This is a genomic window from Ruegeria discodermiae (assembly GCF_030758345.1).
Lineage (GTDB): Bacteria > Pseudomonadota > Alphaproteobacteria > Rhodobacterales > Rhodobacteraceae > Ruegeria_C.
Map to the genome: position 1 here is coordinate 250,866 of NZ_JAVAMO010000001.1, position 12,440 is coordinate 263,305.

A 12,440-nucleotide genomic window follows, 5' to 3' on the forward strand; every position below is an offset into this window, starting at 1 on the left:
GGGGCGTTAAATGCACAGCGACCTGATTCTTGCGCGATCCGGTGGAACAGGGGCGGTTTGCGCCAGAATCGCAGGTGCCGATGCCAGCGCCTCGACACCTCTAGCGCAGGTCCGAGTCGTGTTTTTCCGGGCCTTGGCAGCTCCGCCGCGCGACCCTAATCTGGATCGCGAAAGCTGTCCGCATCTGCTGCGGACCGACCGGGAGGAAAATCATGAAGACCTGTCTGACCGCTGCGGCCTGCGCGGCGCTGAGCGTTGCCCTTGTCAGTGAAGCCGCCGCAACCGAATGGAATGCCTCGGTCTGGGGCAAGCGGCGCGCCTTTACCGAACATGTGGAAAAACTGGCCGAACTGGTCAGCGAAAAGACTGGCGGCGATTTCACCATCAATGTCAGCTATGGCGGTTTATCGAAACCGCGCGAAAACCTCGACGGGATCGAGATCGGCGCGTTTGAGATGGCGCAGTTCTGCGCGGGCTACCACCGCGACAAGAACCGCGCCATCACGGTGCTGGAGCTGCCTTTTCTTGGAGTGAACACGCTGGATGAAGAAGTGGCGGTCAGCCACGCGGTCTATGACCACCCGGCGGTCAAGGATGAGATGGCGCAGTGGAACGCGCGGATAATCATGACCTCGCCCATGCCGCAATATAACCTGGTTGGCACCGGGACCCCGCCTGATGCGCTGGCGGACTTCGACGGGATGCGCGTGCGCGCGACTGGCGGGTTGGGTCAAGCCTTTGAGGCGGTGGGGGGTGTGCCGACCTCGGTCGCCGCGACCGAGGCCTATGGCGCAATGCAGTCGGGCGTGGTGGATACGGTCGCCTTTGCCCAGCATGCGCATCTGAGCTTTGGCACTATCAACGAGGCTGACTGGTGGACCGCCAATCTGAACCCCGGCACGGTGAACTGCCCGGTTGTTGTCAATATCGACGCCTATGAGTCGCTGTCGCACGAGCATCGCGATGCGCTGAACAGCTCAATCAACGAGGCGATCGCGCATTATCTCGACAACTACGGTCAGCTGCTGCAGCAATGGGACAGTGTTCTGGAAGAAAAGGGCGTGACCAAAGCGACGATCCCGGATGAGGTCATCGCCGAGTTTCAGGCCAAGGCCGCTGATCCGATCCGCGCGCAGTGGATTTCCGATATGACAGAGCAGGGGCTTCCCGCGCAGGATCTTTATGATCTCGTACAATTTACGCTCAAGTCGCAGCGTGGCGGCAACTGATCGCGGGCGCCCTTCTGGTCAGAGCGGCAGGGAGAGCTGAAAGGGCGCCAGCACCGGTGCGATTTCAGCGGCGGAGGCGCCAAGATGTTGCTCTGCCCGCAAAACCACCTGAGCCGCGGCGCGCGCATCCTCTTCGGCGTCATGGTGCCTGAAGTCGAGGTTCAGAACGGTCTTTAGGTTGCCCAGCCCATGCCCGCCTTTGCCCCTTAGTTCGGGCCAGGCCGCGCGGGCGATGGTCACGCTGTTGTTCCAGGCCAGCTTTGAGCGGGGCAGGCCATGCGCCCGGCAGGCGGCGTTTATCGCGTGCTCGTCAAAGCGGCTGTGCTGCACAAGCGGGCGGCGCGCGAGCAGGGGCAGCAGATCGGGCCAGATGCCCGCGAAGTTCGGCGCATGGCGCACGGTGTGCGGGCCGATGCCGTGCAAGTCGATATTGAAGGGCGCAAAAGGCATCTGCGGATCGACCAGCGTCGACCATGTCTCGATGCTGTGATCCGCCCGCACGCAGGCCAGCCCGATCTGGCAGATGCTGGCACTGTCACCGCAGGCGGTTTCCACATCCAACGCGATGAACCTGAAATCGCCAATGGGTAGCGGGGTGATCAAGACGCCGCCCCGCGCAGGCGCGTTTCGATCGAGGCGATCAATGTCTCCGCATAGCGGCGCAGAATGGCGGCATCATCGGTCAGCCGGGAATATGACCAGAGCCCCTGCGCGGAAATCATCGTGAAATGTGCCAGATCGTCTAGTTCAGCGGCGCTCAAGGGGCCGTCTGGTCCATTCTCACGCGCCAGTACCTTGCGAAAGCCATTGAACAGGCGCGTGCAATGCGCCTGCAACTTCTCTTGCGTGACTTCCTCTGACGGGTCGATCTGGGTCAGCGTGTTGCCAACAAGGCAACCGATGCCAAACCCTTCCATCGCCTCGAACCCGCTCAGCAGATTATCAAAGTAACAACGGATCGAGTCGATGCCGGCATCCTCCGCTTCGACTTGCGCAAAAACGGGGGTCACGACAGCCTCCTGATAGTGATCAAGGCAGGCGTGAAACAGCTCCTGCTTGCCCGAGAAATCGCTATAGATCCCGCCGCGGCTGACACCGGTTTCGCGCACGAGATCGCCCATGGAAACCGCCTGATAGCCGATCCTCCAAAAAGCTGTCATGGCGTTGTCGACAAGGGCTGAACGGGAATGTGACCGGGGTCTGGGCATGTTTCCTCTTGTTTTGGAATGTTCGTTCCAATAAGTTTCCACCGACTCAAACGCAAGAGCCGAGGGGAGCATCATGACTACGAGCTTTCGCGACAAAAAGAAATTCTCGACCGTGCACGGCAAGCAGATGGCCTATATCGATGAGGGCGAGGGTGATCCGATCGTGTTTTTGCATGGCAACCCGACCTCGTCTTACCTGTGGCGCAACATCATGCCCCATCTGGCGGGCAAGGGCCGCCTGATCGCGCCGGACCTGATCGGGATGGGTGATTCCGACAAGCTCGATGACAGCGGCCCTGATCGTTACACCTATGTGGAACACCGCACATATCTGTTCGCGCTGCTTGAGCAGCTTGGCGTGCGGGATAACGTGACCCTTGTGTTGCATGACTGGGGGTCCGGGCTGGGCTTTCACTGGGCCCATACCCATGCGGATGCGCTCAAGGGCATTGCCTTCATGGAGGCGATCGTTGCGCCGGTGCCGGGTTGGGACAGCTTCCCCGAAGCCGCGCGCGAGATGTTCCAGGCCCTGCGCTCACCCGCCGGGGACGAGATGGTGCTGGAAAAGAACCTGTTTGTTGAGGCGATCCTGCCCGGCTCGATCCTGCGCGATCTGAATGAAGACGAGATGAATGAATACCGCCGCCCCTTTGCCACTCCGGGCGAGGACCGTCGCCCGACGCTGACCTGGCCGCGCCAGATCCCGATCGCGGGCGAGCCTGCGGATGTGGTCCAGATCGTTTCGGACTATTCCGCCTGGCTGGCGCAGAGTCCGATTCCGAAACTCTTCGTCAATGCCGAGCCCGGCGCGCTGATCGCGGGGCCGGTTCGCGACTATGTGCGCGCCTGGCCGAGCCTGTCCGAGGTGACCGTGGCGGGCAGCCATTTCATTCAGGAAGATTCCCCCGATGAGATTGGTCAAGCCATCCGCGACTGGCACGCGACGCTCTGATCCAGCGGCCCGCTTGCATGGGTCGGGGGATCGCTGATTTCAAATAACAATTTCGGGAAAGGACCTCCTGCACTCACCGCAAAACTTTTCTCGCGAGAATTTTTCGATATAGTCCTTCTGCGAAACGGGGCGATTGGCTCCGGAAGGATGACTTGGATTGGACGCGCGGACGGATGAGCGAAAACAAGATCCGGAACATGGAAGAGTTTGCTGCGCTGAGCGGCATCTCGCGTCCAACGGTTTCAAAATACTTCAATAATCCCGACAGTGTTCGCGCCTCCACGCGCGCGCGGATCGAGGCCGCGCTGGAGGAGCACGATTATCGCCCCAACATCTATGCGGTGAACCAGAACCGCCGCCTGACCAAGAATATCGGTATCGTGGTGCCTTATCTGGCCGATCCGTTCTTTGCCGAGATCGCCCGCAAGATCGAACTACGCTGCATCGAGGCGGGCCTGTCCCCGATCCTGTTCAGCTCTCATGGCGAAAAGGATCTGGAGGTCGATATTCTGGACAGCCTGCGCTCGATGAAACCCGCCGGGGTTCTTCTCGCGCCGCTCGGGCGGATCTCCGATCGGGGCGTGATCGAGAAATTCTGCCGGGACGTGCCCACGATTCTGTTTGACAGTAATCTGGATGGTATCGGCGAAGCCTTTGTCGGATCAGACAATTTCAGCTTTGTGTCGCAAAGCGTGGAATATCTGACCCGCAGCGGAAACCCTCCGGTTCTGTTCGAGATGTTGCGTCCGGCCAACCCGAACGCAAACAAGCGCCGAAAGGCCTATATGTCGATGATGGAGCGGTTGGGTTTTGAGCCGCGGATCTTTCAGGCCGAGGGGGATGGCTGGGGGTTCGAGGAAATCGGGTTCAAGGAAGGCCTGCGCTTTCTGGATCAAAAACCCGCGCAGACCGATACCGTGTTGTGCAGCAACGACCGGCTTGCGATCGGGTTTCTGTCGGCCTGTTTTGAACGCGGCATTCAGGTTGGGCGCGGCGAGAGCTGCACGATGCGGGTGGCCGCACATGACGATCACCCGTTTTCGCGATTCACCTGTCCATCGCTGACAACCGTGGCCCATGACTATGATCAGGTCTCAAACAAGGTCATCGAAATGCTGTTCCAACTGATCGAGAGCGGGGGGCATTTCGAAAGCCGGTCAGAGCATCTTTATCCGGCGAAACTCGTGCTGCGGTCTTCGGCCTGATCGAACAAAAACTTTACGCGCGTAAAGTTTTTGTTGACTTACATCCTGAACAGGACGTAGGGTTAGTCCCAACATCCAACACAGGGAGGAACAGGATGTATCTCAAGGCATCATTGGGTGCGGCGACTGCCATGGCGCTTGTCATGGGCTCGGGAGCTATTGCCGACACCATCACCATCGCGACCGTTAATAACGGCGACATGATCCGCATGCAGGGCTACACGGACGACTTCACGGCCAAGACCGGCCATGAGGTTGAGTGGGTCACGCTGGAAGAGAACGTGCTGCGCCAGCGCGTGACAACCGATATCAGCACCAAGGGCGGTGCCTTCGACATTATGACCATCGGCATGTATGAGACGCCGATCTGGGGCGCCAATGGCTGGCTGGTCCCGCTTGACGGTCTGTCCGAGGAATATGACGTCGATGACATCCTGCCCGCGATGCGCGCCGGGCTGAGCCATGACGGCACGCTTTACGCTGCACCGTTCTACGGTGAAAGCTCCATGGTCATGTATCGCAAGGACCTGATGGAAAAGGCCGGGCTGGAAATGCCCGATGCCCCGACCTGGGAGTTCATCCGCGAGGCGGCCGCCGCGATGACCGATCGCGACAATGAAATCAACGGCATCTGCCTGCGTGGCAAGGCTGGCTGGGGTGAGGGCGGTGCCTTTATCACCGTCACCGGCAACTCGTTTGGTGCGCGCTGGTTCGATGAGGACTGGAATGCCCAGTTTGACCAGCCTGAATGGGCCGATGCGTTGAACTTCTTTGTTGGAATGATGGAGGAATCCGGACCTCCGGGCTATGCGACCAACGGGTTCAACGAAAACCTGTCGCTGTTCCAGCAAGGCAAATGCGGCATGTGGATCGACGCGACCGTTGCGGCGTCCTTCGTGACCAATCCTGAAGACTCAACTGTGGCCGATCAGGTAGGCTTTGCGTTGGCACCGAACACCGGCCTTGGCAAAAACGCCAACTGGCTCTGGGCCTGGGCGCTGGCCATCCCCGCCGGATCGCAGAAAGTGGATGCGGCGCAAGAGTTCCTCGAATGGGCGACCTCGAAAGACTATATTGAGCTGGTCGCCGCAAACGAAGGCTGGGCCAATGTGCCTCCGGGCGCGCGGACCTCGCTTTATGCGAACCCTGAGTATCAGGCCGTGCCGTTCGCTCAGATGACGCTGGACTCGATCAACGCGGCCGACCCGCAGAATCCGACCGTCAAGCCGGTGCCCTATGTCGGTGTCCAGTTCGTGGCTATCCCCGAGTTCGCCGGGATCGCCACCGAAGTCAGCCAGGAATTCTCGGCTGTCTATGCTGGCCAGCAGACCGTGGAAGAAGCGCTTGAAAAGGCTCAGGCACTGACCAACGACGCGATGGAAGCGGCCGGGTACCGCTAAGGCGACCGGTCAAGCCACATAAACACGCAGAGGGCGCCAAGCCCGCCCTCTGTCCCCCCATCCCTTCAATTTCACTGTAAGATTCGCCCGAGGCGGTCCCCTGACCGTCAACAGAGGAGGTGTTTCCATGGCTACGCAGCATTCCAGATCAGCCGCCCGCCTAATGATGGCCCCTGCGGTCGTTCTGCTTCTCGGCTGGATGTTGATCCCGCTTTCAATGACACTGTTCTTTTCCTTCAAGAAATACCTTCCGCTGCGCGGCGACTCGATGGCCAATGGCCTCGAATGGGTCGGCTTCGCAAACTACGCGCGGTTCGTCGGCTCCAGCGCATTCTGGCCAAGTGTCCAGGCCACGCTGGTCATCGTTGGCGGCGTTCTGGTCATCACGGTGGTTCTTGGCGTCCTGCTTGCCCTTCTGCTCAATCAGCCGATGTGGGGGCAGGGCGTTGTCCGTATTCTGGTGATCGCCCCGTTCTTTGTCATGCCCACCGTATCGGCGTTGGTCTGGAAGAACATGTTCATGGACCCGACAAACGGGCTGCTGGCCTATCTCTGGAAGTTTTTCGGTGCCGAGCCGATCGCATGGCTCAGCCAGGCGTCCCTGCCGTCGCTGATCATGATCGTGTCCTGGCAATGGCTGCCCTTCGCGACGCTGATTCTGCTGACCGCGATCCAATCACTGGATGGCGAGCAGCTTGAAGCGGCCGAAATGGATGGCGCGCCTTCGATCAAGCGCTTCTGGTTCATTGTGCTACCGCATCTGAGCCGCGCGATCACAATTGTGATCCTGATCCAGACCATCTTTCTGCTGGCGATCTTCGCCGAGATCTTTGTCACCACCGGTGGCGCGTTCGGAACCAAGACCCTGTCTTACCTGATTTTCCAGCGGGTGCTGGAAAGCCAGAATGTCGGGCTCGGATCGGCTGGCGGTGTTTACGCAATCATTCTCGCCAATATCGTTGCCATCTTCCTGATGCGCATCGTCGGCAAGAACCTGGACGCGTGAGGAGGACCCCATGGCACGCTCTGTTACGCAAAACCGCAAGATCATCAACACCTCTGCCGCCTGGGCCGTCGGATTGCTGATCTTCTTCCCGATCCTCTGGACCATCCTCACCAGCTTCAAGACCGAAGCACAGGCCATTTCCGACCCGCCCGTGTTTCTGGCCTTTGACTGGACGCTGGAAAATTATGGCGCGGTCATGGAGCGGTCGAACTATGCCCGCTTCCTGTGGAACTCGATCGTGATCGCAGGCGGCTCGACTATCCTCGGGATCATCATCGCGGTCCCTGCCGCCTGGTCGATGGCCTTCGTGCCCTCGAAACGTACCAAGGACATCCTGCTCTGGATGCTGTCGACCAAGATGCTGCCGGCGGTTGGTGTGCTCTATCCGATCTACCTGCTGTTCATCAAACTGGGGCTTCTGGATACCAAGTTCGGTCTGACCATCGTGCTGATGCTGATCAACCTGCCGATCATTGTCTGGATGCTTTACACCTATTTCAAGGAAATCCCCGGTGAAATCCTTGAGGCAGCACGGATGGACGGGGCCAGCCTGAAAGAAGAAGTGCTCTATGTGCTGACGCCCATGGCCATTCCAGGCATCGCCTCGACGCTCTTGTTGAACGTGATCCTGGCCTGGAACGAAGCCTTCTGGACGTTGAACCTGACTGCGGCCAAAGCGGCCCCGCTCACGGCCTTCATCGCCAGCTATTCCAGCCCCGAAGGCTTGTTCTATGCCAAGCTCAGCGCGGCCTCGACCATGGCGATTGCACCGATCCTCATCCTTGGCTGGTTCAGCCAGAAACAACTTGTCAGCGGCCTGACCTTCGGCGCCGTCAAATAAGGAAACTGACCAATGGGACAAATTCAACTGAACCAAGTGACCAAAAGCTTCGGCGACGTTCAGGTCATTCCGCCACTGGATCTGACCATCGAAGATGGAGAGTTCACGGTCTTCGTCGGCCCCTCGGGCTGCGGTAAATCCACCCTCCTGCGGCTGATCGCGGGGCTGGAGGACATCACGTCGGGACATATCGCCATCGATGGAACAGACGCCACCGATGTACCCCCGGCCAAGCGTGGTCTGGCCATGGTGTTCCAATCCTACGCGCTCTACCCGCATATGTCGGTGCGCAAGAACATCGCCTTTCCCATGCGGATGGCCGGGATTGATCAGGCCGAACAGGACCGGCGGATCGAAGCCGCAGCCAAGGCGCTGAACCTGACGGATTATCTGGACCGGCGTCCGGGGCAACTCTCGGGTGGTCAGCGCCAGCGGGTTGCCATTGGCCGAGCCATTGTGCGCGAACCGGCGGCCTTCCTCTTTGATGAGCCGCTGTCAAACCTGGACGCGGCACTGCGGGTCGGCATGCGGCTGGAAATCAGCGAAATGCATGAACGGCTCAAGACCACGATGATCTACGTGACCCATGATCAGGTCGAGGCAATGACCATGGCCGACAAGATCGTCGTGCTGCGCGCCGGTATTGTCGAGCAGGTCGGCAGCCCGCTGGAACTTTACCAGCGCCCCGGCAACACCTTTGTCGCCGGATTCATCGGCTCGCCCAAGATGAACCTGATCAACGGTCCGGAAGCGGCCAAGTATAATGCCGCGACCATCGGCATCCGGCCCGAGCATATCGACATCTCGGAAACCGAAGGCATGTGGCAAGGCACCGTGGGTGTGTCCGAACATCTGGGCTCCGACACGTTCTTTCACATCCAGAGCGGGCTGAGCCCGGAGCCGCTGACGGTGCGGGCCAGCGGCGAACGCAAGCTGAAATACGGCACCGAAGTCTACCTGACCCCGCAGGCCGATCACTTGCACCGCTTCGATCAGAACGGGCTCAGGATCGAATGACCCGGCTAGAGGGCAAAGCGGCCCTTATCACTGGCGCCGCCCGAGGCATCGGGCGCGCCTTTGCCGAGGCCTATCTCGCCGAGGGTGCCAGGGTGGCGATTGCCGATATCGACATCGCCCGCGCCCGCGAGACCGCCGGCGAGATCGGCGCGGTTGCGATCCATATGGATGTAACCGATCAGGCCAGCATCGAGGCGGGCGTGGCCGAGGTCGTCGCGCAATTGGGCCAGATCGACATTCTGATCAACAACGCGGCGATATTCACTGCCGCGCCGATCACCGAGATCACGCGCGATGATTTCGCGCGCACCTTTGACATAAATGTCGCGGGCACGCTTTTCACACTGCAAGCGGTAGCCAGCCACATGATCGCGCGCGGGCAGGGTGGCAAGATCATCAACATGGCTTCGCAGGCGGGGCGCCGGGGCGAGCCCCTGGTGGCGGTCTACTGCGCTACCAAGGCTGCCGTGATCAGCCTGACGCAATCGGCGGGGCTCAACCTCATCGAACATGGGATCAATGTGAACGCCATCGCGCCTGGTGTGGTCGATGGCGAGCATTGGGATGGGGTGGATGCGTTTTTTGCCAAACATGAGTGCAAGGCGCCGGGGCAGAAGAAACGCGAGGTCGGGCAGGCCGTGCCCTTTGGCCGCATGGGCGTGGCCGAAGATCTGACCGGTATGGCGGTGTTTCTGGCCAGTTCGGAGGCTGACTATATCGTCAGCCAGTGTTTTAACGTGGATGGCGGACAATGGATGAGCTGATGAAAGATATGGCGTCCTCTCCGACCGGGTTGAGCTTGGCAACTCTTGCCGCGATGCCCGGCCATATAGACAGACCGCGCTATGACAGGCGTGACCTCAGGCCGGGCATTGTCCATATCGGGCTGGGCAATTTTCACCGCGCCCATCAGGCCTGGTATCTGCACCGCCTGATGCAGCAGGGCGAGGCGCTGGATTGGGCGATCATCGGTGCCGGTGTGCGGCCCTATGATGCGGCGATGCGCGAGAAGCTGATCGCGCAGGACTGCCTGACAACGCTTCTCGAACTGGCCCCGGACAGCCGCGCCGCCGAAATCATCGGCCCGATGATCGACTATCTGCCCATCGAAGTGGGGCATGGCGCCCTGATCCGGGCCATGGCCCATCCCTCAATCCGGATCGTTTCACTTACAGTGACCGAGGGCGGCTATTTCATCGACGGCGCCACCGGTGGTTTCGACGTCACGCATCCGGACATTCAGCACGATGCGGCCAATCCGGACACGCCGAAAACCGCCTTTGGCGCGATGATCGCGGCGCTTCGGATGCGCCGCGCTGCAAATCTCCGGCCCTTCACAGCGATGAGCTGTGACAATCTGCAAGGCAATGGCCGCATCCTGCGCAATCTGATCGTCGGGCTTGCCCGGCTGAGCGATCCTGATCTGGCCCGCTGGATCGATACCGAAGGCGCGTTTCCCAACTCGATGGTCGATTGCATCGTACCGGCCACCGGTCCCGGCGAGCTGACGCTAGTGCGCGACATGGGGGTCGAAGATGCAGCGCCGGTCCCTCATGAGAACTTTCGCCAATGGGTGATCGAAGACAGCTTTGCGATGGGCCGCCCCAACTGGGACAAGGTGGGGGCCACCTTTTCAGAAGATGTGCATGCCTATGAAATGATGAAGATCCGGGTTCTGAATGCCGGGCATCAGGTGGTGGCAAATGCGGGTGTGCTGTTGGGGGTCGAAACCATCGCGGGCTGCCTGTCCCACCCGCTTATCAAGGCGCTGTTCCGCAAGGTGCAACGCAATGAGATCGCACCCTATATCGCCCCGGTTCCCAGCATGGAGCCCGAGACCTATATCGACCTGATTGAACAGCGTTTCGCCAATGACGCGATCCGTGACACGACCAGGCGCGTGGCATTTGATGGCTCTTCCCGGCATCCCGGTTTTGTGCTGCCGATCCTGCGCGATGCGCTTGCTGCGGGCGGTCCCATTGACGGGCTGGTGCTGGTCGAGGCGCTCTGGGCGCGCATGTGTGCGGGCTCCTGTGAGGATGGAACGCTGATTGAGCCGAACGATCCGGCCTGGGATCAGCTGGTGCCCGTTGCCAAACGCTCCAAGGACAGGCCGCAGGCCTGGCTGGAGGAGACCGGGCTTTATGGCGCACTTGCAACAGATGCCCGGGTCGTGCGGGCCTTTGAACACTGGCTGCCGCTGATTTGGCAGGATGGCGTGGCTGCGGCGCTTGAAACCTATACCCGCTCGCCCGAGGGGGCCTGAGCCTGCGCGTCAGTCTTTCGCGGCGTTTGGGGGCCAGAGCCGCCGTGCCGCCAGCAGGCTGAGCGCGCAGATCACGCCAAGCGCGAGGAAACTCGGGGCCGGGCCAAACCGGGCCAGCAACCAGCCGGTCAGCGGATAGGCCAGCAGCCAGCAGGCATGGGACAGGGTGAACTGGGCCGCAAACAGCGCTGGGCGATCCTCGGGCGGGGCAGAGCGGCGCAGCAGGCGGCCCACCGGTGTCATCACGCCCGAATAGCCGATCCCGATTAGGCACCATCCGCTCAGCAGGATCATCGGCGTCAGACCGGTCAGCGCCGCAATGCTTCCCAGCCCAAGACAGGTTACGACCGCAAGCAAGGTGCAACCCATCATGACCGCGCGGTCAGAGCGGCGCTCCAGCAGCCGAGGCAGCACCAGCGCGGCGGCCATCGACCCTGCGCCAAAACTGCCCAGGGTCAACGGGACCATGGTCTCACCCAGACCCAGCGTGCTGCGGATCAGGACCACGGTGTTGACCAGAACCATGCCGCTCACCATCGCCGCCGACAGGCTCAGCGCCAGCAGCCCGCGCAGGCGCGGCAGGCTCAGGTAAAGCCGGATGCCGCGCGTGGTGCGCTCCCAGATTCCGCGGCGTAGGCTCGGTTTGGGCGAGGGCAGCGTCAGCGCCCCGATCAGCAGCGCCGAGGCGAGAAAACCGATCGTGGTGCCCCAGAACAGCGTGTCGAAACTCACCACAACCAGCAGAGCGGCAGCCAGGGTCGGGCTAGCGAGGTTTTCCAGATCATAGGCCAGCCGTGACAGCGACAGCGCGTTGGTATAGTCACGCTCCTCGGGCAGAACATCCGGGATCGTGGCCTGAAAGGCGGGTGTAAACCCCGCCGAGGCGGCCTGAAGCACGAATATCAGCGCATAAATCTGCCAGATCGCATCAACAAAGGGCAGGCAGAGCGCCGCCCCCGCTCGCACAAGATCCAGCACGATCAGCATCTTGCGCCGGTCCAGTTGTGTGGCAAAGGCCGCCGCAACCGGGGCCAGCCCCACATAGGCCAGCATCTTGATGGTCAGCGCCGTGCCCAGCACCACCCCCGCCTGCTCCCCGGCCAGATCGAAGGCCAGAAGGCTCAGCGCCACCGTGGCAAGACCGGTGCCCAGCAGTGCAACCACCTGCGCCGCAAAGAGATTTCGGTAGGTCCGATGACGCAGAACGCTCAGCATCTCAGGGTGCCGACTGGCGAATGTTGGACTGGTCGCGTGGGGTCATGGCGCAGCCTTATCCGACCGAATGCGTATGTCAAACGCGGGATCATTGGGCGCGT

The 12,440-nt window shown here is 60.9% G+C and carries 12 protein-coding genes; 9 read left to right on the plus strand and 3 right to left on the minus strand.

Annotation, left to right across the window (positions count from 1 at the left end):
- Nucleotides 1-212 precede the first annotated feature (212 nt).
- On the plus strand, nt 213-1,229 hold the full coding sequence (gene dctP, locus Q5Y75_RS01230) for a TRAP transporter substrate-binding protein DctP (RefSeq protein WP_306193592.1): 1,017 nt from the start codon (nt 213-215) through the stop codon (nt 1,227-1,229).
- Nucleotides 1,230-1,247: 18 nt separating this feature from the next.
- Here dctP and Q5Y75_RS01235 read toward each other — a convergent pair whose 3' ends face one another.
- A complete protein-coding gene (locus Q5Y75_RS01235) occupies nt 1,248-1,832 on the minus strand; it encodes an exonuclease domain-containing protein (RefSeq protein WP_306193593.1) in 585 nt (194 codons plus the stop codon).
- Nucleotides 1,829-2,512 carry a TetR/AcrR family transcriptional regulator gene (locus tag Q5Y75_RS01240; RefSeq protein ID WP_371933218.1) on the minus strand — a complete coding sequence of 228 codons (684 nt, stop codon included), beginning with the start codon at nt 2,510-2,512 and terminating at the stop codon, nt 1,829-1,831. Before Q5Y75_RS01240 ends, Q5Y75_RS01235 begins: the two co-directional genes overlap by 4 nt.
- Between Q5Y75_RS01240 and Q5Y75_RS01245 the strand changes: the two genes are divergently transcribed.
- From Q5Y75_RS01245 to Q5Y75_RS01280, 8 genes are all read left to right on the plus strand, one after another.
- Nucleotides 2,511-3,389 carry a haloalkane dehalogenase gene (locus tag Q5Y75_RS01245; protein WP_306193597.1) on the plus strand — a complete coding sequence of 293 codons (879 nt, stop codon included), beginning with the start codon at nt 2,511-2,513 and terminating at the stop codon, nt 3,387-3,389. The genes Q5Y75_RS01240 and Q5Y75_RS01245 overlap by 2 nt on opposite strands.
- Nucleotides 3,390-3,562: 173 nt before the next feature.
- Nucleotides 3,563-4,594, plus strand: coding sequence for a LacI family DNA-binding transcriptional regulator (locus tag Q5Y75_RS01250; RefSeq protein ID WP_306193598.1), 1,032 nt, complete (start codon nt 3,563-3,565; stop codon nt 4,592-4,594).
- 95 nt (nt 4,595-4,689) lie between these two features.
- Nucleotides 4,690-5,994, plus strand: a complete 1,305-nt coding sequence (locus tag Q5Y75_RS01255; protein ID WP_306193599.1) for an ABC transporter substrate-binding protein — start codon at nt 4,690-4,692, stop codon at nt 5,992-5,994.
- 127 nt (nt 5,995-6,121) lie between these two features.
- Entirely contained in the window at nt 6,122-7,000 is an 879-nt protein-coding gene (locus Q5Y75_RS01260) for a carbohydrate ABC transporter permease (protein ID WP_306193601.1), read from the plus strand.
- 10 nt (nt 7,001-7,010) lie between these two features.
- A complete protein-coding gene (locus tag Q5Y75_RS01265) occupies nt 7,011-7,841 on the plus strand; it encodes a carbohydrate ABC transporter permease (RefSeq protein WP_306193602.1) in 831 nt (276 codons plus the stop codon).
- A 12-nt stretch (nt 7,842-7,853) separates the two neighbouring features.
- On the plus strand, nt 7,854-8,858 hold the full coding sequence (locus Q5Y75_RS01270; protein ID WP_306193604.1) for an ABC transporter ATP-binding protein: 1,005 nt from the start codon (nt 7,854-7,856) through the stop codon (nt 8,856-8,858).
- The gene (locus Q5Y75_RS01275; RefSeq protein ID WP_306193606.1) at nt 8,855-9,622 is read left to right on the plus strand and encodes an L-iditol 2-dehydrogenase; all 768 of its coding nucleotides are present in this window, start codon (nt 8,855-8,857) and stop codon (nt 9,620-9,622) included. The genes Q5Y75_RS01270 and Q5Y75_RS01275 overlap by 4 nt, the downstream gene beginning before the upstream one ends.
- Entirely contained in the window at nt 9,610-11,124 is a 1,515-nt protein-coding gene (locus Q5Y75_RS01280) for a mannitol dehydrogenase family protein (protein WP_306193607.1), read from the plus strand. Before Q5Y75_RS01275 ends, Q5Y75_RS01280 begins: the two co-directional genes overlap by 13 nt.
- A gap of 9 nt (nt 11,125-11,133) precedes the next feature.
- Here the strand turns inward: Q5Y75_RS01280 and Q5Y75_RS01285 are convergent, their stop codons facing one another.
- Nucleotides 11,134-12,339, minus strand: coding sequence for an MFS transporter (locus Q5Y75_RS01285; RefSeq protein ID WP_306193608.1), 1,206 nt, complete (start codon nt 12,337-12,339; stop codon nt 11,134-11,136).
- Nucleotides 12,340-12,440 lie beyond the last annotated feature (101 nt).